The following is a 21,240-nucleotide window of genomic DNA, read 5'->3' as shown; positions in this document are numbered from 1 at the left end:
CGATTAAAAACCACCGACTCTATCCTCTTCATTATAATTGTTTAATTGCCTGATCATATCCACTTGGGTTTTGCATTTGCCAATTCCACGAATCCGCGCACATATCTGCCAGACTTTTTTGGGCCTTCCAGCCCAAGATAGTTAAAGCCTTATTAGTATTGGCATAACATACTGCTACATCACCAGATCGTCTATCCACTATTTCGTACGGGATTTCCTTCCCGCTGACATCTGCTAATGCCTTCACTAAATCGAGGACGCTCCACCCGTTTCCAGTCCCAAGGTTAAATGCTTCTACCCCAGACTTATTTTCCAAGTACTGCAGGGCCTTTAGATGGCCCTTTACTAAATCAACTACATGAATATAGTCGCGGACACCCGTACCGTCATGGGTTTCATAATCGCTTCCAAACACCACTAATTGATCCCTTTTTCCAATGGCGACCTGAGTGATATACGGCATTAAATTATTCGGAATACCACTAGGACTCTCACCGATTCTTCCAGTTTCATGTGCACCAATAGGGTTGAAATACCTTAGTAAAGCGATACTCCATGATGGATCTGAAACATGCAGATCACGCAAAATGTCCTCTATCATTATTTTTGAACGACCATATGGATTCGTTGCGGATAACGGAAAATTCTCATCAATTGGTACACGATCCGGCATGCCATACACTGTGGCAGACGAGCTGAACACCAGCTTTTTCACATGATGCTTCGCCATTATCTCACACAATTTAATCGTACCTGTTACATTATTATCATAATAGTTCAGAGGAGCCGAAACAGACTCACCAACTGCTTTTAAGCCGGCAAAATGAACAACTGAATCAATATCATATAGATGAAACAGTTGGTCAACTGCCTCAACATCTAGTACATCCATTTTATAAAAAGGAAAGGCCTTACTCGTCAACTCTTTAATTCTATCAATTACTTCGATATGACTATTCGACAAATTATCCAGTACGACAATCTCATAGCCCGCATTTAAAAATTCAACAGCCGCATGACTGCCTATATAACCAGCTCCGCCTGTAATGAGTATGGCCATTCTTGATTCACTCCCCTGTTTCTCACGATTGGTAATTCGAAATGTACATAAGTTAATTTTACCTTATTTTCAATTTTATGGGATTAATTTCTTGTGAATTTAAATGACCATAATCAAAACCGGACGGTGGAAGCTCATTTTATTAAACAGGTACGGTACGGGATAATAGTAGATAATCCATTGGGGCACGTTAGAATTCTTTCCCCGTACCTTTAAGAAATTCCTCTTTAATCTGCTTTAGTAATGCCTGATCTGTCAGAAGGCGATATCCGGTATTAGCCAATGCTTTTGCCCCTGTAAGGATGGCTTGATCACCCATTTCTGATACAGCACATTCTCTAAATTCCTTTGTATGACCTATAAGGTTATCCGGGCCGATTTTTATAAAAGGATGCGCTGTCGGTACGATATGGCTCACATTACCTGCATCGGTTGAACCGGATGCATTTCGCTTGCCTTGGACGACATCTTCACCAAGATCAGTCAGTTCCTCTCGTAGAATCTCATCGAGAGTCGAATTTATAACAAAGTCATGAACTTCATTTTGAAATCGATTGATTTTTACTTGGCTCCCTGTTGCCAGTGCTGCACCTTTGGCAATCTTAATAATTCTTTCTGAAATTTCTTCACATCTCTTCCAGGTTGATGCCCTTATATAAAACCTTGCAGAGGCATATTCAGGAATGATATTAGGTGCATCTCCTCCATCTCGAATAATGCCATGTACCCTTATATCAGTCGGTAATTGTTGTCTTAAGGCCCCAATCCCATTAAATAACTGAATAACTGCATCCAGAGCATTGATTCCTTCCTCAGGAGCAGCTGAAGCATGAGCAGCTTTTCCGTAAAAATGAAAATCAAGGGGGTTAACAGCCAAAAATGGTTGAGTCGTTCCGGTTTGCCCTGATGGATGGATTAGAATCGCTGCATCCACTCCTTCAAACAATCCATGCTTCACATAACTGCCTTTCGCACTGCCATTTACGCCTCCTTCTTCTGCCGGTGTACCATAAACGAGAACCGTTCCTCCAATTTCCTCTAGTACTAATCCAAGTGAAATTCCTGCTGCCACGCTCGTGATCCCGATGATATTATGGCCGCAAGCATGGCCAAGACCGGGCAGGGCATCATATTCAGCGAGAAAAGCAATCCTAGGTCCTGGTTTTGATGATGACTTCCTCGCTATAAAACCAGTTTCATGCCCGGCAATATCACGTGTGACCTCAAAGCCAGCTTCAATCAATACATTGGTAAGTGTCTCTGAAGCTAAGAATTCTTCATTCCCTATTTCAGGATTGGCATGGATATGATGGCTTATATTTATATAGTTGTTAGCCTGTTGATCGATATATCCATTAATCATTTCTTTATGAAAGATGCGACTATCATTTTTAATCATTACTCTGCCTCCAATCTTTCCAATAATCTTATACCTATGTTAGTTTCCGAAGTAATTCATTGCTGCACTGCCGGACTGGTCCAGGCATCCTGATAATCAACCAATTCTTCCAATGATACGAAAGCCGGAATGGTATTCCCTTTAAATGTTTTATTAATAAAATCCTCTACTTCTTTTGATTGGTAAATTTCCACCAGTTTTTTTAAGTCAGCGCGGTCTTCATTCCCTTTTTTCACGGCGATAATATTAATATATGGTTTAGCCGTTTCACTTTCATGGAACAAAGTATCTTTTAATGTTAATCCTGCTTCAACCGCAAAGTTATTGTTGATAATCGAAGCATCTACATCTTCTAGAAAACGCGGTGTATTACCGGCTGCTACTAGTTCAAGTTTAATATTTTTAGGGTTGGTTTTAATTTTATCGATAGAGCCAACCCCATTAAAATTGTCTTCTAATGTGATGAAACCTGCTTCCTGTAATAGCAACAACGCTCGCCCTAGATTGGTCCCTTCATTAGGAACGGCTATTGTTGCTCCTTTCGGCAGCTCATCCAATTTTTTATGTTTAGTTGAATAGATTCCCATTGGCGCAATAACAGTAGCTCCAATAGGTTCAATAGCCAAATTTCTTTCCTTAATCTGTTCATCAAAGTATGAGATTGTCTGAAATGCGTTCGCATCTATTTCCCCGTCATTTAAAGCTGTGTTTGGCAGTATATAATCACTGAATTTCACCAGTTCTATATCAAGTCCCTTCTCTTTGGCAAGTTCAGCAATATAATCCCATGTCCTGTCCCCACTGCTAACTCCCACCTTAATAGTGGAACTTCCTTCTTTGGCATTTCCTTTTGATTCACTTCCGCACGCTGCTGTTATGATTGTGAATGCCACTATTAAAATAGTAAGAAAAAACTTTTTCATTCTATCCATCTCCTTCTTTATCGTCTTCTTATTTTTCTTGCCACTGTATTGCCTGAAGTTTGTAAAAGCTGCACAATAATCACAAGTGCGGCTACCGTTACAATCATGGTGATTGTATCGAATCTCTGATATCCATAGGTGAGAGCAAGATCTCCGACACCTCCGGCCCCTACCGCCCCTGCCATAGCTGAGGCACCGACCAGACCGATTGTTGCTGTTGTAAATGTTAGAATAAGAGAGCTAAGTCCTTCCGGTAGCAAAAAGCGGAAAATTATTTGCCATACTGTAGCTCCCATTGACTGAGCTGCTTCAATGATTCCTTTATCAACTTCCAATAATGAATTTTCAACCAATCTGGCAATATAGGGACCTGCATAAAACACAAGCGGTACAATTGCCGCATTCGTCCCAATCGCCGATCCAACAACGAATCTTGTAAATGGGATTAAAGCCACTAATAAGATAATGAAGGGGACCGAACGTAATATATTGATAACCGGGTTCAATATATTAAACACCCATGCATTCTCCAGGATATGTCCCTTTCTTGTGATGACGAGTAATATCCCTAAAGGCAATCCGATAATGGCTGAGAATAGTAATGAAAAGAAAACCATATAGAGCGTGTCACTGAAGCCAATCAGTAATTGTTCAAGCGTAATTTCCATTCCCAATACCTGTTCATTCATGGCAGTTTCACCTCCTGCAAGATAACATCCTCATTCACTATGTAATCAAATGCCTTTCTTATTTCAGTTGTTTCTCCTATAACCTCCACGATTAAATTGCCGAAAGGTGTTTCCTGTATTTCAGAAATATTGGCAGAAAGAACACTTAAATGAACATCAAAGCTTTTGGCTACCGTTGAGAGAAGATGCTTGCCTGAAGACGACCCCAAAAAATTCAGCTTCCAGACGGCAGGATTCTTTTCCTTTAAGGATTTCAAAAAGCTTTGTGGTATTTCATCATGAATGACTGTTCTAACAAATCGTTTGGCAGTCTCCGTTTGCGGTTTAGAAAAAACGTCAATAACAGGGCCCTGCTCAACCACCCTTCCATTTTCCATGACAGCGACCTTATTACAGATTTCTTTAATCACTGACATCTCATGTGTAATGAGCAAAATGGTTATGTTGTATTCACGGTTTATTCTTTTCAATAGCTTTAAAACATCACTTGTCGTTTGTGGGTCCAATGCGGATGTAGCTTCATCACATAATAGAATCGATGGGTTTGTGGCCAGAGCTCTCGCAATTCCAACCCTCTGCTTCTGTCCTCCTGACAATTCTTCCGGATAACTGCGAGCCTTATCTGATAAACCAACGAACTCCAGTAACTCCAGGACTCTCTTTTGAATTGTTTGTTTACCTGTACCGGATAGTTTCAACGGAATAGTTACATTATCAAATACTGTCTTGGACTGGAGTAAATTAAAATGCTGAAAGATCATACCGATTTTCTTTTTTTCTGCCCTCAATTCCTTAGATTTTAATTTCGTAAACGATTTACCGTTAACAAGAACCTCTCCTTCAGTAGGACGTTCCAGCATATTAACCAACCGCAAAAGAGTACTTTTTCCGGCACCGCTGTATCCTACTACGCCATATATATCTCCTTTATCAATTGTCAAATGAACTCCTTTTAACGCTTCAACCGTCTGTCCATTTGCTTGATATGATTTTTTTACGTTTCGAAACTCAATCATGTTCTCTCCTCCAGGTCTTATGAAATTCGAAATGCAAAAAGCCTCTTCTGTCATAGACAGAAGAGGCTTCGTATGAACATATGCATAAAAATGATTGGAAATATGTCCACTTAAAGCTTCCTCTTATCTATCAAACAGTCGTTTGTTGGATTTAGCACAGTATTTTTACCTAAGTAAAAATCCGCTGCCGAAGTATCATAGGGCCAAGTCCCTCCACTTCTCTCGATAAGAATCGCTTGCTATTCAATTAAATTTGATGTTTCCAACTATATCCTATCCTGTTTGTTAATGTCAATCAAAATATTCAGAAAGTATAATTAATTTTGGTTTATACTATAACTATCCTCTATGTTTTATCTATAGCTTTTGATCATTCTTTATGATTAATGAATCATTACAGCTTTTTAATCGTATAGGTTACTAAGGGGATTTACATAAAAAACCAAGGAGGTTATCTAGTGGGAAACATCTTCATCTATTCCATCATCATCGGGATTATTTCGGCACTTATTCTTGTGCCATTCCAAAATAATGAAAAATTACATATCCACATGAAGGGCAAAACAAAACTGCTTGTTTTTGTCAGTTTAGCTGCATTGATTATGATTGGTGCATTTTTATTTTATTACTTCACCTTGTTGGATCAAACGATCTCCTCGCTGTGGATTTTCTTAATCATACTAACCTTGTTGGGCTCACTGCTTGCTACAGGTATGGAGAGAAAGATTAAAGGTGTTTTATTCGCGGGTAGTTTGCTTGTCGGACTCTACTTTTTAACTGCTTTTCTATTCAACGCCGATGAAAAGTTTAAGATCGCCAAAATGGAGGTCAAAGAAGAAATACAAACATTTGATGAGAATAAAAAGCCAGCTAGCGTACCGCCTCAATACGCACGCAATAAAATGAAAAAAGCGTTTGGCCAGGTACCTAATACGAGTTACTATGAATTAGGGAATTTGCAAATCCAAAAAGTAAATGGGGAGTATGTTTATATTGCCCCAGTCGAATTTTCCGGATTTTTCAAATGGTTAAAAGGGAAAGAAACTCCCGGATACTTTATGCTGAGTGCGACAGACTCTTCGGCTAATCCTAAATTTGTAGAGGCAGAAATGCTATACACTCCCTCTGCATTCTTTAACAAAGAAACAGAACGTCGTATACGCCTACAGTATCCATCGTATATATTCTACGGCGATGCCCAGCTTGAAGTAGATGATAACGGAGCCCCTTTTTATATTCGCTCATATGGTGATTTTGTCTCTGCCAGGAATGGTTTTAAGGTGAAAGGCGTTGTCGTGATGGATGCCAAAACTGGGAAGTCCAAATCCTATTCTATTAATGATGCACCTGAATTTATTGATGGAGCAGTTGCCCCGGAGGTTGTCAGTACGCAAAATAGCTACTTCGGAAATTATGTCCATGGATTTTGGAATAGCCTATTTGGAAAATCAGACGTTAAACTTCCATCTGATGAAGGTACCGAGGCGAATGTCAGTCCAATTTTTGATGAAAATGGAGAAATGTATTATTTCACTGATTTCACAAGTCCAAAAGAAGGCGTAGATTCGATGCTCGGTTATGCGCTCACAAATTCCAGAACGGGAAAAGCTGTCTATTATACAGGCAATACGGAGGAGTCCTATATGGATTCACAAGGTGCCTTGCAAATTATCGAGAAAAAATTTATAGAAAAGAAATGGGAAGGCAAAATGCCTATCATTTATAATTTCTATGGTGAAGCCAGCTGGTTAACGGGAGTGCTCGATTCCAATGGATTTTTACAAAATTATTTCATTGTATCTGCAGCCAATCCTGAAATCACTGCTTATGGATCTACACCTAACGAGGCCTTAAAGCTTTACAAAACGGCGCTTCAAAAAGGCGGTGGAACGGTCAATGGCACTTCTACGAGTGAAGAGAAGAAAGTAGATGGGAAAGTTGTCAGAGTCTATAAGGAAAAATCGGGTGAATATACCGTTGTTTCTTTCCTTCTGGACAACGGCCAAAGCTACAATATGTCCTCTGAAAAAGACCCTTTGATCATATACTTACAGGAAAATGATCAGGTTTCTGTTACGTACATGGATACCGGGGAAAACTTTTTACCTGTGAACAGTATTATTATAAAAAATTTACAATAATATATACTCAGTGAAAATAGATCATCCTCCCATTGGATTGATCTATTTTCTTTAAGTACGGTCATGCTCGCAGGAGGAATCTTAAGACCCCTTTAAATTATTGTTAAATATATAGTTAGAATTGTGTTAAACAGGGTAAATAAAGTTAGTCATAAATACTCATAATAGATAATGCTGACATATAAAGGAGGTCCTTTAAGTTAACGAGTATGACAAAAATGGGGATTGTTTGTAATTAGGAGCTTGTATAAGGGAAGTAAATTTCAAATTAATGAACTCATACTATAACAAAAATTTTGCCCATTCATGCTTACATGATCTAAAATCTTCCCGGCTGTTTCCATACATAAATCAGGAGTAAACTGTGAATCAGATTATTTTCAGATAATATATCGGAAGTACTTTCCATTTACAAAACTCTATATATTTTTTAGATTAAAGTAAGTATATACTGCTCTTTTTTGTTTCCCCACCCTTTATACCATCTATTTCTTTGCAATAAATACATGGAAATCTTATATTAATCTAATATTATTTGGTAAGTATTGATTGCAAAAAAACCGTATCTTTATATATACTCATAGAGATACATACATTCTGTCATAAGATTTAAAACTTCCCTTTTAACCCGCCCAAAATGGACATAGAGGGTTTTTAAACGTTACTTATATGAAGGAGGCTCATAATGAAGAGATTTTCAAAATTCACACTTTTAACAGCAATGGCTATTGTCATGATTGCTTCATTTATATTCCCTGCTTTAAACACAAAAGCAGAAGGAAAAAAATATGAGATTGCAACTGACATTACATTTGCCCCATTTGAATTCCAGGATACGAATGGCGAATTTGTCGGTATTGATATTGATTTACTTAATGCTATAGCTGAAAATCAAGGGTTTGAAGTAGAAATTAAACCGCTTGGATTTAATGCAGCTGTACAAGCACTAGAGTCCAATCAAGTTGACGGCGTTATTGCCGGTATGAGTATAACAGACGAAAGAGAATTAAAATTTGATTTTTCCAAACCCTACTTCGAATCCGGTGTTGTAATGGCCGTTGCCGAGGGTAATGAAGAGATTAAATCCTATGAAGATTTAAAGGGGAAAAAGGTAGCGATTAAAACAGGTACTGAAGGTGCCAGTTTTGCAGAGAGCATAAAAGATAAATATGGTTTCAAAACGGTAACCTTTGATGATTCCGCCAATATGTATGACGATGTGAAAACAGGTAACTCTTCAGCTGTTTTTGATGATTACCCTGTCCTTGCATACGGAGTTACACAAGGCAATGGTTTAGAAATTGTAACCGAAAAAGAAAAAGGCGGCTCCTATGGGTTTGCTGTCGCTAAAGGGCAAAATGCAGAATTGATTGAGCAATTCAATGCAGGTCTTGCCAACCTGAAAGAATCGGGCGAATATCAGGAAATCATGGATAAGTACTTAAAAGCAGAAAAAAGTACAGATACTGATAATGGTTTCTTTGGCCTATTAGAATCAAGCATGCCAAGTCTTTTAAAGGGTCTTCAAATGACTCTTATCCTGACTGTCGTGTCTCTTGTTATCGCATGTATACTGGGAATTATATTTGGTCTAATGCGCGTGTCCCATCTCAAAGTCTTAAGAGCAATTGGAGTCATTTATGTAGATATCTTTAGAGGAACTCCACTAATTGTTCAAGCATTCTTTATCTACTTTGGTATTCCTGCTGCGCTTGACTTCCGAATATCTGCCGTTGCTGCCGGTATTATTACTTTAAGCTTAAATGCCGGTGCCTACATGGCTGAAATTGTACGTGGTGGTATCGAATCAGTTGATAAAGGACAAATGGAAGCTGCTCGAAGCCTTGGCCTTCCTTATAAAAAAGCTATGGCAAAGGTTATCCTTCCACAAGCGATCCGTTTAATGATTCCATCTATCATTAACCAATTTATCATTACATTGAAGGATACCTCTATCCTATCCATCATTGGTATTAACGAATTAACTCAAAGCGGAAAAATCATTATTGCCAGAAATCTGGAGTCCTTCCAAATGTGGCTGATTGTAGGTTTTATCTACTTTATCATAATTATGATTTTAACTAAGGTATCAAACCGTATGGAAAGGAAGATCCAAAATGGGAAAGCTTAAAGTAAAAGGCTTAAAAAAATCATACGGGAAACTGGAAGTACTAAAAGAGATCAGTCTTGAAGTTAAAGAAGGCGAAGTTGTTTGTTTAATCGGCCCTTCCGGATCCGGTAAAAGTACTCTATTACGCTGCCTCAATTTACTTGAAGAAGTAAATGAAGGCGAAGTGACGATTGATAATAAAAATTTAACGGATAAGAATACAGACATCAATAAGGTCAGGGAAAACATCGGTATGGTATTCCAGCATTTCAATCTCTTCCCGCATATGACGGTGCTTGATAATATCACACTGGCTCCCATTGAGCTCAATAAAGCCACAAAAGAGGAAGCGAAAAAAACGGGTCTAAGACTATTGACTCGTGTTGGTCTTGAGGATAAAGCCAATGCTATGCCTGCTCAATTGTCCGGCGGCCAGAAACAACGTGTTGCGATTGCTCGAGCTCTTGCCATGAACCCTGACATCATGCTGTTTGATGAGCCTACGAGTGCACTAGACCCCGAAATGGTCGGTGAGGTTCTGAATGTTATTAAACAGCTTGCACAAGAGGGTATGACCATGGTGATTGTAACCCACGAAATGGGCTTTGCCCGTGAAGTAGCCGATCAGGTTATCTTTATGGATGGCGGTTATGTCGTCGAAAGGGGAACACCGGAAGAGATCTTCTCCAATCCGCAAAATGAACGTACTAAGGATTTCCTTGATAAAGTCTTATAAAAGTTAAGGGCACAGATTATAATCTGTGCCTTCTTTATTATATTTTTGATTTAAACGACCTTACAAAAATGCAAATATTCCAGAAAAATTTTCCCCATACACAAAAGGCTTAATTTATGTAGCAGCCCTACCATTTCACCCATCATAAGAAGCCAACCATGATCTTCGGAAGCCTAACGATCACCCCCACTCACAAGTTTGTTATAAACACTTCATCCATTCTTTACACGGTTTCTTAACCTGATCCTATTTATGCTCAGAGGGCTCCGATATTAATTATTCTGCTACTTTTGTTTTAATGTACTTTACATAAGGTCACATTCTCTACCTTACATAAAGCCATGAATATATTCATAAAAAGAGCCATTAGGTGCAAAATATACTTTATTATAAATCTGCTCTCCCCTACTTTCTGAATTTTCCAGTTTCAGACCGGTCTCTAAATGATATTATTATTTTAGTATCATAATTAAAGGAAGCTATAAAATAGGAGTGTTACTATGGATTTTAGTTTTATTGAAATAATAAAATTCATCTTTTTAGGATTACTGCAAGGATTTACCGAGCCAATCCCTGTATCTTCAAGCGGCCACCTAGTTATTTTTCAGCATTTTTTCGGAATTAACATTCCGGGATTAAGCTTTGAGCTGTTTGTAAACTTTGCATCCCTGCTGGCTGTTATCTTTATTTATCGAGCTGATTTAATGAAGCTGATAAAAAACGGATTCTCTTATTTGACTGTATCGGATAAAACGACTGCTATGAAAAAGGACTTCTATTTCATTCTTTACCTGATTGTAGCTACCATTCCAGCCGCATTTATTGGCCTCTTCTTCGAGGATCAGATTGCCTCTATTTTTAAAGGTGTGCGTGTCATTGGCTTTACGTTGATCATTACCGGTATTGCCCTATGGCTGATCCGTAATTTTGAAGGTAGAAAAGCTGAAGGAGAATTGACATTTAAAGATGCTATTATTGTGGGATTATCACAGGCTGTTGCTTTAATCCCTGGAATCAGCCGTTCTGGTGCGACTATCGTATCTTCTATGGCGATGGGCATGAATCGTGAAACCGCATTGAAATTCTCGTTTTTCTTATATATCCCTATCAGCCTTGGCGGGATGATCTTTTCAGTAACAGATATGGTGAACGACCCTAATTTAGGGAGATTGCTTATACCGTATGCGTTAGCCTTTTTGGCATCCCTTATTGCCTCCTATTTTTCACTGCGCTGGTTTATGGATATTATGAAAAAAGGAAAATTAGGTTATTTCTCTATTTACTGTTTTATCGTTGGGATCCTTGTTATTATCTTTGGTTAATTTACAAAAAGGAGAACAGGCACTTATGCTTGTTCTCCTTTTTGTATTTCCCAATCACTTTTATAGTACACTTATATGTATATAAACTGATGCATCACGAACATTACATGATAAACACCTATCCCTTAAAAATAGTTCGAGTTTCTTATCCTACTGGTCGCAATAATAAATAAAGAACGGTGATGGCTATGTTTAAAATTTTATTAATTGAAGATGATACCAGCCTCTTTAAAGAAATTAAAGACAGGTTAACACAATGGTCCTATGAAGTGTATGGCGTTCAAGATTTCGGAGAGGTACTTAATGAATTCACGAATGTTCAGCCTGACTTAGTCCTAATTGATATTCAATTGCCTAAATATGATGGTTTTCATTGGTGTCGGCTGATTCGAACGCACTCAAGTGTACCCATTCTATTTTTATCATCCAGAGACCACCCTACTGATATGGTTATGTCTATGCAGCTTGGCGCCGATGACTTTATACAGAAACCCTTTCACTTTGATGTGCTAGTTGCGAAGATTCAAGCCATACTACGAAGGGTTTATCACTATAATGCTGATCAGGCACAGCTGAAAATTTGGTGCGGAGCAACGATTAATTATGAAAAGAATACGGTTGAAAACGAAATCGGCTCAATAGAACTTTCAAAAAATGAAATTTTCATACTAAAGCAGCTAATCGATCATACGAATAAAATTATCAGTAGAGCTCGTTTAATTCGCAGTCTATGGGATGATGAGCGCTTTGTAAGTGATAATACACTAACCGTAAATGTGAACCGCCTGCGAAAAAGGCTTGATGAACTTGGACTCGGACATTTTATTGAAACAAAAGTAGGTCAAGGATACATGGCAAAAGAGAAGGCAGACTCTATATGATCAAAAGCTATTTAATTGAAAGACGAAGCTGGATCATTTTATTCCTGTCTACTCATCTATTCCTACTCTTTGTGGCTTATATCGACCAGGCCATTCCTTTTCATTCAATCGCTTATATCGTCTTTTTATCTGCGATTATTTTTACCATTTTTATGATTATTCGCTATAGGTCAGAAACACGCTTTTATAGAGTTTTAGCTAAATGGGAGACTGATTTAGATATCTCCACTTTACCGGATGCCAAAAGCCCTTTTGAACGTATGGTTCTAACTAGTATATTGAATCAAACTGAGCATCTGAAACAAACATCTGCACATAGTCAAACCTTACTTGAACAAGAAAAAGACGATTTACTTTCCTGGATTCACGAGGTTAAGACTCCACTAACAGCTATGCATTTAATCATTGATCGCCTAGAGGATGAACGAACAAAATCTGAGCTAACCTATGAATGGATGAGAATTCAACATCTGCTTGATTCTCAACTTTTCCAAAAGCGACTTCAATTTATTGAAAATGACCTTTTAATAGAGACCCTAGACTTACAAGCGATTATCTATAGAGAAATAAGAGAATTGCAGAGTTGGTGTATGCAAAAAGGGATAGGCTTTGACCTCCAATTAAACAGCACCGCCGTTTTAAGTGATGCCAAGTGGTTGAGCTTTATTATCAGACAGTTATTAACGAATGCAGTCAAATATAGCCATGATTCTGATATTACCCTTTCAAGCTGCCAACTCGAGAATAACCATACGATTTTAATCGTACAAGATAACGGACGTGGAATTGACCCAAAAGACGTGCCTCGCATATTTGATAAAGGTTATACCTCTGCAGTCGAACATACTAACCATGCTGCCACTGGCATGGGTTTATATTTAGCCAAGAAAGCTGCCACATCTTTACTGATTGAGATAGACGTCGAATCAAAACCAGGTGAGGGCACACAATTCACCCTAACCTTTCCAAAGCAAAATGATATCGTTGAGGTCATCGGCATGTGACAGGAATGTCACATGCTTTTCTATTTTGTTCGGTGAATAGAAGGATTTGAATAGAACAGCCTCTATATAATGAAGATATCAATTAAGGGGAGATGGATTCCATATGAATATATTAGAGGCACATAAAGTCTATAAATTATTCGGCAGTAAATTTACTAAACAAGAGGTTTTGAAAGGGATTGATCTTTCTATAAAAACGGGGGAATTTGTTGGAATAATGGGCGCTTCTGGCTCAGGAAAAACGACATTACTGAATGTATTATCGTCAATTGATACAGTCAGCAAAGGAACCATCATGATAAATAAAACAGAGATGACAGCAATGAAGGAAAAGAAATTGGCCGAATTCCGTAAGCACCATCTTGGCTTTATCTTTCAGGAATATAATCTATTAGATACCTTAACCGTTAAGGAAAATATTCTTTTACCGTTATCCATTAGCGGCTTATCGAAAAAAGAAGCTATTAAGAAGTTTGATGAAGTAGCAAAGGACCTTAGCATCCTTGACCTGAAGGATAAATACCCAAATGAACTCTCCGGAGGCCAAAAGCAGCGAACATCTGCAGCAAGAGCGTTTATCCATGAACCAAGTATTATTTTTGCCGATGAACCTACAGGTGCTCTTGATTCTAAATCAGCATCCGACCTGTTAAATAAACTAAGTCAATTAAATCAAAAAAGGAATGCAACAATTGTTATGGTTACACATGACCCTGTAGCAGCCAGTTATTGCAATCGAGTTGTTTTTATCAAGGATGGACAGATCTATACACAGCTAACAAAGGGCCAGGAAGATCGTGAATCCTTCTTCAAAGGAATTATCAAAACACAAGGGATCTTAGGCGGTGTTAAGGATGAGCGTTAAAACACTCATATGGAGAAACCTCAAAAAAAATATAAATAACTATTATCTTTATGTATTTGCCTTGGTTTTCAGTGTTGCCCTTTACTTTTCATTTGTTACTCTGCAGTATGACCCAGCAATGGATGCTGCCAAAGGTTCGATAAAAGGCGGAGCTGCACTTCAAGTAGGATCTATTTTGCTCATTAGCATCGTACTTGTATTCCTGCTCTTTGCCAATAGTATTTTTATTAAACGGCGGGGCAAAGAAATTGGTCTATTCCAGTTAATCGGTATGACGAAATCGAAAATATTCCGTATTTTGAATATGGAAAATACGATTCTCTACTTTGGTTCATTGGTGGTAGGTATTTTTATTGGATTCTCCATTTCAAAGCTGATTATGCTTATACTCATTAAATTAACTGGTGTCGAGGATATAGCTACTCTTCGTTTTTCAGGAGAAGCGCTAATCCAAACCATTATTGTGTTCAGTGTGATTTATCTACTAATCATGTTATCAAATTATCTCTTCATTAAAAGACAAACTATATTATCATTATTTAGAGTAACTTCTTCCGCTGAAGTGAAAGTCAAAAAAATATCTAAATTTGAAATTATCATTGGTATGCTTGGTATTTTATTAGTAGGTTCTGGCTACTATCTTTCAACTCAACTTTTAGATGGTGATTTTACTACTAGCAATGAGTTATTTGGAGTAATGGCTTACATTCTTGGGGCTGTAATAGGTGGAACCTATTTGTTTTATAAAGGCTCTGTGACCTTTATTTTAAATAGTATTCGTAAAAAGAAAGATGGTTATTTAAATGTGTATGAGGTTGTATCTCTCTCATCTATCATGTTCCGGATGAAATCGAATGCTCTGTTATTAACGATTATTACAACCGTATCAGCACTTGCAATTGGCTTACTCTCATTATGCTATATCTCCTTCTATTCAACAGAGAAAACAGCAAAGAATAATGTTCCAGCAGACTTCTCATTCACGAATGAAAAAGATGCCGATCATTTTACAAATGTCCTTCATGACAGTGGCGTTACCTTTAATGAAAAGAAAATTGAGGTTATTCAAGCGAGAATTAATGTTAAACACATTTTAAAAACCAATCTTGATATCCTTGATTATCAACCGGATGCCATGCCAATGCCTGTTATCAGCGAAAAGGCAATTGATCATGTAAATTTATCTGCCAATGAAGCTTATTTCACCGGTTATAGCGATATGCTGAAAAACATGATCGGTTTTAAGGATGAGGGAAATATACAATTAACAGGGAAAACTATCAAGATTGATCAAAAATTCAGGGGCCTAAAGAGAGATTATGTGATCTCCTGGAATTTTTCAAGTGGGGGATTACCTGCTGTCGTTGTAGATGAATCCGTTTTTCATAGGCTAAAGAACGATATAGGCCCGGCTATCCATGGTGATGAATCAATCTATATTGGGATTCATATAACGGATCATGAACAACTTTCTGAAGCAAATAGACTATTCAACCAATTAGTTACTCAGGATGACACACATGAATCTCGTCTTAATAACACTCAGGATAATAAAAAATCAATGGGATTAGTAATGTTCATTGTCGGCTTTTTAGGATTAACATTCCTAATCACATCGGGTTGCATTCTTTACTTTAAACAAATGGGTGAAAGTGAAGATGAAAAGTTAAACTTCTCTATTTTACGAAAGCTCGGATATACTCAACAGGATCTTTTAGAAGGGATTCAGCTGAAACAATTATTCAATTTTGGAATACCACTGGTTTTGGGCCTTTGCCATAGCTATTATGCAGTTAAGTCAGGCTGGTTTTTCTTTGGGACTAAGATTTGGACACCCATGCTGGTCGTAATGATTTTATATACTGCACTCTATTCAATATTTGGGATCCTATCCGTTTCATATTATAAGAAAATCATAAAAGAATCTTTATAGTAAGGATTTTGAAGCTCTTGCTTTGAATAGCGGGAGCTTTTTTATGAAGATAATATATCGAAGAATTTTTTACACTTGCTTGTATTTTGTTTATGAAGATTATGGTGTATACCCTAAGCGCCTTCGTCTACTCTATTTAGATGAAGGCATGTAATGCAGTATACACCGTTCCTAAAGTAGCAACTTTAGAGACAAAGGTTATCACGATTGCTTTCATATAAGAGCCTCCCTTGTTTTAGGTTTAGTAAATAGCTGCTTTGGTTGACTAAATTAAACAAACAACATAACAGCCATTGTTACAAATTTAAATCCAAAAACAATTCCTAATGCTTTCATTCTTTTCTTCCTCCTATCTTTTTATTATTATCTGATGCCTTATTACATGAAGATATGCATAGCTGCATAAACGACCAATAATGTAGCTGATTTAAGAGCAAAAGTTGATACTACACTTTTCATTTTTCACACACTCCTTTTCAAAAATGAGCAATCTTTTTTTAGTTATATATTCAACTCACAGATACAGTATAGAACAAAAACACTATAACAGTCTAGTGGAAATTTCAAAAAAACTTTGTGAAATAATTCACTATTTAATCCTCGACGGACCGAATTAATCCGTTGATATATATAGTTGTATACAAGTATACTTAATGAAATACGATTGTGAAAGCAATGAAAACACTTTCAAAAACATGTGATATTTTTCACAAACTGTATCACCTGTCTAAAAACAAAACTATAACAGTTTTGTTATCTAGGTTAATTTTTTTCACTATGAATTCACAAACTTTTCATGACTGGCATTCTATTTTCTTTACTAATTTATTATCCAACTAAAAAAATCTAACAGGTCTGTTAGGCTTTAAAAAAGAGCAATTTTACATTCTCAACAAGATCCAAATCAACTAAAAGCAATTCGAATAGTCGTTTTGAATCCATATTCGTGATCTCCTTAATTTTGTTCAAACAGTATTGCGTATTGCAACGTATTTCTATGAATATGTAGCTCTTTTGACGTAAACGTCATATTCCCATTATTAAGGAAAAGAACAGACTATATAATATAGTAAAGGACATATTCATCAACCACTTTCTGTAACTTTCGAGGAGCATAAAAAAGAGGGTCGGAGAGACTACATAGACTAAGAATGTATCTCCCTATAAGCCTCCGAAGCTGTTCCGTAATCAAGAATATTACTAACGACACTTCCAATAAAGTGGGTTTTCGGAACCTATCATTCGGAGGCTTCCGATATACACATGGAGTAAATGACAGGTACATTCTTTTCTATCTCCATGTAAACTTGAGTACAACCTTGGTAAAACAGAGATCAGGTTTACTAGCTACGATTCCTTTTTATGTGTTGATCACAATCTAACAATAGACAGTTCTATATCTTCTAGTATTTACTATCTATCACTCTTTCTCTTCTCTCACTAGCAAAATGTAAGCACTTCCAAATTACCTATAAATTTAAAATCCACTAAGTCATACTACCTGGTTTTTTCACCTTATCACTTTTATTTAGTGGTATTTTTATCCTGTTATTTCCATTACCTATCCTTAAGTTATAAGAAATTTGATATATTTGTAAGTGGAGCCTAAAACTCTCAAAAAATACAAAGGATAGGTGCCTCGTATGAAACTATGGAGCAGTATTAAAGGTCGTATCGTTTTATCAAGTACATTGGCAATCGGCTTAGCAGCAACCTCTTTTATGACAAGTGAAGCAGAAGCCACTAAGCACAAACCACATAAACCTAAGGAACAACCACAAGTTGAACTTCGTATTATGGAAACGACAGATATTCATACTAATCTTCTAAGCTACGATTATTATAAAGATAGCTCTGCTCCTAAGATAGGATTAGCCAAAACAGCTACTCTTGTAAAAAAGGCACGTTCAGAAGTTAAAAACTCAGTATTAGTTGATAATGGTGATCTTATTCAAGGGACACCTCTTGGCACATATAAAGCAAAAATCGATCCGTTAGAAAAAAGAGAAACACATCCAGCCATAAAGGCTATGAATATCATGGATTACGATATAGCAACTCTTGGAAATCATGAGTTTAACTATGGGTTGAAATATCTGAATGAAGTATATAATGACGCTGATTTTTCGGTCATAAATGCAAACGTATACATTGATGATCATGATAATAACCCACGTAATGATATTAATAAATTTCTGCCCTATAAAATCGTTAACAAAAAAGTAAAAGATCAATCTGGAAAAACCAAAATCATCAAAATTGGCTATATTGGATTTGTTCCACCGCAAATCAATGAATGGGACAAGGTTAATCTTGATGGCAAGGTCATTACAAAGGATATTGTAGCAACTGCTAAAAAATATATTCCGATCATGGAGAAAAGAGGAGCTGATGTCATTATTGCTATGGCTCACTCCGGCTTTAGCGGAACTAGCGATAATACCGAAGATACTGTATATGCTTTAAGTAAAGTATCTGGTATTGATGCCATTACTTTTTCACACACACATAAAGTGTTCCCAGCAAAGACAGTTGCTGATTTAGATGCCTTATTTAAAGATTCTAAAGGAAGCCCACTTCCTGGTGTTGATAATACGAAAGGAACCATCAACGGCGTACCGGCTGTTCAAGCAGGATATGGCGGTGCTGCACTTGGGATTATTGATTTAACATTAAAACAAGTAAAGAGTGAGTGGGAAGTGTCCCAATCTCAATCATCCACAAGGGGTGTCGACGAGTCCGTACAACCTGATAAATCCATCGTTCGTGCTATCCAAAAGGATCACGAAGGTACGTTGAAATATATAAATACACCTATCGGTACAACCACTGACGACATTTACAGCTATTTCGCACTGGTTCAAGATGATCCATCTGTTCAGGTCGTTACGAACGCACAAAAATGGTACGCAGAAAAATACATCGAATTAAATAAGCCAGAATTAAAAGACCTTCCTATTTTATCGGTTGGAGCTCCATTTAAAGCTGGCCGAAACGGTGTTGATGAGTTTACAGATATTAAAAAAGGTGATTTAACCATCCGAAGCGCTGGTGATTTATATCTTTATGACAATACATTAAAGGCCGTTAAAATCAAAGGCTCCGTTGTAAAAGAATGGATTGAAATGTCCGCAGGTAAGTTTAATACAATAGATCCTGCCAAAACAAGTGAACAAGAACTATTGAATCCATCCTTTGCGGTCTATAATTTTGATGTTATTGATGGCGTCAATTATCAAATTGATGTAACAAAGGCTCCAAAATATTCGGCAAACGGCACTCTTATCAATCCAGATTCAAGCCGTGTTATCAACCTGGAGTACAATGGCAGTCCGGTTGATCCGAATCAGGAATTTGTCGTTGTCACTAACAACTATCGTGCAGGTGGCGGAGGTAACTTCCCAGGATTAAAAGGCAGTGAACTTGTCATTGATTCTGCAGATGAAAACCGCCAAGTTCTAATGGATTATATTTCTGAAGTAAAAGAAATCACACCAACAGCTGACCGCAACTGGTCTATTGCTCCGATTTCTTCTGATGTGAATGTCACATTTACGACCTCACCAAAGGCAGAAGAATATATTACGGATCAAACACCATTCACTTACAGTGGTAAAACAGACGCTAAAGGCTTTGGAATCTTTAAAATTGATCTAAATCGCGGAGTCAATGTTCAGTTACTGGGTTTAAATGATTTACATGGACAATTGGATACAGTCACTAAAGTTGGGGACTTACCCACAGGGCCGATACAATATACGGCTGCAGCATTAAAGCAAGAAGAAGCTAAAAATCCTAACACCTTTTTGGTGCATGCAGGAGATATGATTGGCGGAAGCCCATTAGTCTCTGCCTTGTTTCAAGACGAGCCTACCATTGAAATTCTAGAAGCAATTGGATTTGATGCAGGAACATTCGGCAACCATGAGTTTGATGAGGGAATTGATGAACTAAAAAGGATGATGAATGGCGGTGATCACCCTAAAGGAAACGCTGACTATGACGGAATGAACTTTCCGTTAGTTGCAGCCAATGCTTTTGATACCAGGGATGGCAAATTAATCACTCAACCCTATACAGTTTTAGAGGCTGAGGGTGAGAAGATTGGCGTCATTGGCGTTGTGACACAGGAAACTCCTACGATGATCGTTACTAAAGGGAATGAAACATTAAAAATCACAGATGAAGTAGCGGCCATCAATAAATATACGGACGAACTTATGAAACAAGGAATTGAGGCCATTATCGTACTTGCCCATAATCCCGCAACGCAAACTGGCTATACCGATTCCTTCGATGCGAGCCGGATTGCAGAGCAGATTAATGATGAAGTTGATGTTATTTTCGCAGCGCATAACCATGTAAATGTGAACCGCGTTGTTGATCAAAAATTAATTGTTCAAGCTTATTCCTACGGAAATGCTTTTTCTGATGTAGATGTCACGATTGATCCACTAACAGGCGATATCATCAGCAAAATAGGAGAAATTAAAACCGTTTATCAAAAAGATGTTACTCCTGATCCTGAAGTAACATCCATCTTAAAAAAATACGCTGATCGAGTGGAACCTATTAAGGCGCAAATAATTGGTCAAAATACCTCTTCTCTTGAAAAAAGTTATCCAACTACAACAAGAGAGCTCAGTGATATTGCCTTAGGAAACTTGATTGCTGATGGTATGAAGGTAGCCATGGATTCAGATTTCGCCTTAATGAATGGCGGCGGTGTACGTTCTCCATTAGACGCAGGCGAAGTGACATTTGGTGATTTATTCGCCATCCAGCCATTTGGTAATGTATTAAACAAAGTAAAGCTTAGCGGAGCTGATTTAGAAATTGTTTTAAATGAGCAAATTACAGCAAGAGGTTTAGATTATCATGTATCCGGTTTTAAATATACGTACACGTATGATGACCAAGCGAAAACCGGTAAAGTCATCGATATCCTCTTACCTGATGGCAGTAAAGTGGATCCTACTAAGGAATATACAGCAGTCATTAATAACTATATGTATGGAAATATCAGCACGAGCTTTGGTAAGCTATCGACAGATATGGAAGTTGGTCCAGTTGATTTAGATGCGACCGTTGATTATGTAAAAACCTTACCTTCTCCTTTCGAATATAAAATAGAAGGCAGAATTCAAAAAGTAAATTAAGA

At 37.4% G+C, this 21,240-nt stretch carries 14 protein-coding genes, 1 pseudogene and 1 riboswitch; of the genes and pseudogenes, 9 read left to right on the top strand and 6 right to left on the bottom strand.

Going from position 1 to position 21,240, the window contains the following annotated elements; translation table 11 throughout:
• Nucleotides 1–31: 31 nt before the first annotated feature.
• From galE to AC58NB_RS00340, 5 genes are all read right to left on the bottom strand, one after another.
• Nucleotides 32–1,060 carry a UDP-glucose 4-epimerase GalE gene (gene galE, locus AC58NB_RS00360; RefSeq protein ID WP_497424823.1) on the bottom strand — a complete coding sequence of 343 codons (1,029 nt, stop codon included), beginning with the start codon at nucleotides 1,058–1,060 and terminating at the stop codon, nucleotides 32–34.
• A 190-nt stretch (nucleotides 1,061–1,250) separates the two neighbouring features.
• Nucleotides 1,251–2,459: a M20 family metallopeptidase gene (locus AC58NB_RS00355; RefSeq protein ID WP_497424822.1), complete on the bottom strand. Its 1,209-nt coding sequence runs from the start codon at nucleotides 2,457–2,459 to the stop codon at nucleotides 1,251–1,253.
• Nucleotides 2,460–2,515: 56 nt separating this feature from the next.
• Nucleotides 2,516–3,382 carry a MetQ/NlpA family ABC transporter substrate-binding protein gene (locus AC58NB_RS00350; RefSeq protein ID WP_497424821.1) on the bottom strand — a complete coding sequence of 289 codons (867 nt, stop codon included), beginning with the start codon at nucleotides 3,380–3,382 and terminating at the stop codon, nucleotides 2,516–2,518.
• A gap of 17 nt (nucleotides 3,383–3,399) precedes the next feature.
• Nucleotides 3,400–4,050: a methionine ABC transporter permease gene (locus AC58NB_RS00345; RefSeq protein ID WP_497425140.1), complete on the bottom strand. Its 651-nt coding sequence runs from the start codon at nucleotides 4,048–4,050 to the stop codon at nucleotides 3,400–3,402.
• Between the two features lie 17 nt (nucleotides 4,051–4,067).
• A complete protein-coding gene (locus AC58NB_RS00340) occupies nucleotides 4,068–5,087 on the bottom strand; it encodes a methionine ABC transporter ATP-binding protein (protein WP_497424820.1) in 1,020 nt (339 codons plus the stop codon).
• 120 nt (nucleotides 5,088–5,207) lie between these two features.
• Nucleotides 5,208–5,319: riboswitch (SAM riboswitch) on the bottom strand.
• Nucleotides 5,320–5,545: 226 nt separating this feature from the next.
• Between AC58NB_RS00340 and AC58NB_RS00335 the strand changes: the two genes are divergently transcribed.
• The 8 genes from AC58NB_RS00335 (at nucleotide 5,546) to AC58NB_RS00300 (ending at nucleotide 16,079) form a co-directional block, all read left to right on the top strand.
• A complete protein-coding gene (locus tag AC58NB_RS00335; protein WP_497424819.1) occupies nucleotides 5,546–7,228 on the top strand; it encodes a YrzE family protein in 1,683 nt (560 codons plus the stop codon).
• A 685-nt stretch (nucleotides 7,229–7,913) separates the two neighbouring features.
• The gene (locus tag AC58NB_RS00330; RefSeq protein ID WP_497424818.1) at nucleotides 7,914–9,359 is read left to right on the top strand and encodes an amino acid ABC transporter substrate-binding protein/permease; all 1,446 of its coding nucleotides are present in this window, start codon (nucleotides 7,914–7,916) and stop codon (nucleotides 9,357–9,359) included.
• Nucleotides 9,346–10,074, top strand: a complete 729-nt coding sequence (locus AC58NB_RS00325; RefSeq protein ID WP_497424817.1) for an amino acid ABC transporter ATP-binding protein — start codon at nucleotides 9,346–9,348, stop codon at nucleotides 10,072–10,074. Before AC58NB_RS00330 ends, AC58NB_RS00325 begins: the two co-directional genes overlap by 14 nt.
• A 500-nt stretch (nucleotides 10,075–10,574) precedes the next feature.
• Nucleotides 10,575–11,396 carry an undecaprenyl-diphosphate phosphatase gene (locus AC58NB_RS00320; protein WP_497424816.1) on the top strand — a complete coding sequence of 274 codons (822 nt, stop codon included), beginning with the start codon at nucleotides 10,575–10,577 and terminating at the stop codon, nucleotides 11,394–11,396.
• 188 nt (nucleotides 11,397–11,584) lie between these two features.
• Entirely contained in the window at nucleotides 11,585–12,277 is a 693-nt protein-coding gene (locus AC58NB_RS00315) for a response regulator transcription factor (protein WP_497424815.1), read from the top strand.
• The gene (locus tag AC58NB_RS00310) at nucleotides 12,274–13,281 is read left to right on the top strand and encodes a sensor histidine kinase (RefSeq protein ID WP_497424814.1); all 1,008 of its coding nucleotides are present in this window, start codon (nucleotides 12,274–12,276) and stop codon (nucleotides 13,279–13,281) included. Before AC58NB_RS00315 ends, AC58NB_RS00310 begins: the two co-directional genes overlap by 4 nt.
• Before the next feature lie 103 nt (nucleotides 13,282–13,384).
• Nucleotides 13,385–14,146 carry an ABC transporter ATP-binding protein gene (locus tag AC58NB_RS00305; RefSeq protein ID WP_497424813.1) on the top strand — a complete coding sequence of 254 codons (762 nt, stop codon included), beginning with the start codon at nucleotides 13,385–13,387 and terminating at the stop codon, nucleotides 14,144–14,146.
• Nucleotides 14,136–16,079, top strand: coding sequence for an ABC transporter permease (locus AC58NB_RS00300; RefSeq protein WP_497424812.1), 1,944 nt, complete (start codon nucleotides 14,136–14,138; stop codon nucleotides 16,077–16,079). Before AC58NB_RS00305 ends, AC58NB_RS00300 begins: the two co-directional genes overlap by 11 nt.
• A 955-nt stretch (nucleotides 16,080–17,034) precedes the next feature.
• On the opposite strand, the pseudogene AC58NB_RS00295 reads toward AC58NB_RS00300, so the two are convergent.
• A pseudogene (locus tag AC58NB_RS00295) lies at nucleotides 17,035–17,124 on the bottom strand (helix-turn-helix domain-containing protein); the annotation flags it as partial.
• Nucleotides 17,125–17,722: 598 nt separating this feature from the next.
• Here AC58NB_RS00295 and AC58NB_RS00290 point away from each other — a divergent pair.
• A complete protein-coding gene (locus tag AC58NB_RS00290; protein WP_497424811.1) occupies nucleotides 17,723–21,238 on the top strand; it encodes a bifunctional 2',3'-cyclic-nucleotide 2'-phosphodiesterase/3'-nucleotidase in 3,516 nt (1,171 codons plus the stop codon).
• The last annotated feature ends 2 nt before the right edge of the window (nucleotides 21,239–21,240 follow it).

The sequence above is a fragment of the Pradoshia sp. TA40_28 genome (assembly GCF_059694525.1).
The sequence above is the reverse complement of the archived record's forward strand: the minus strand, read 5'-3'. Positions and strand labels throughout refer to the sequence as shown.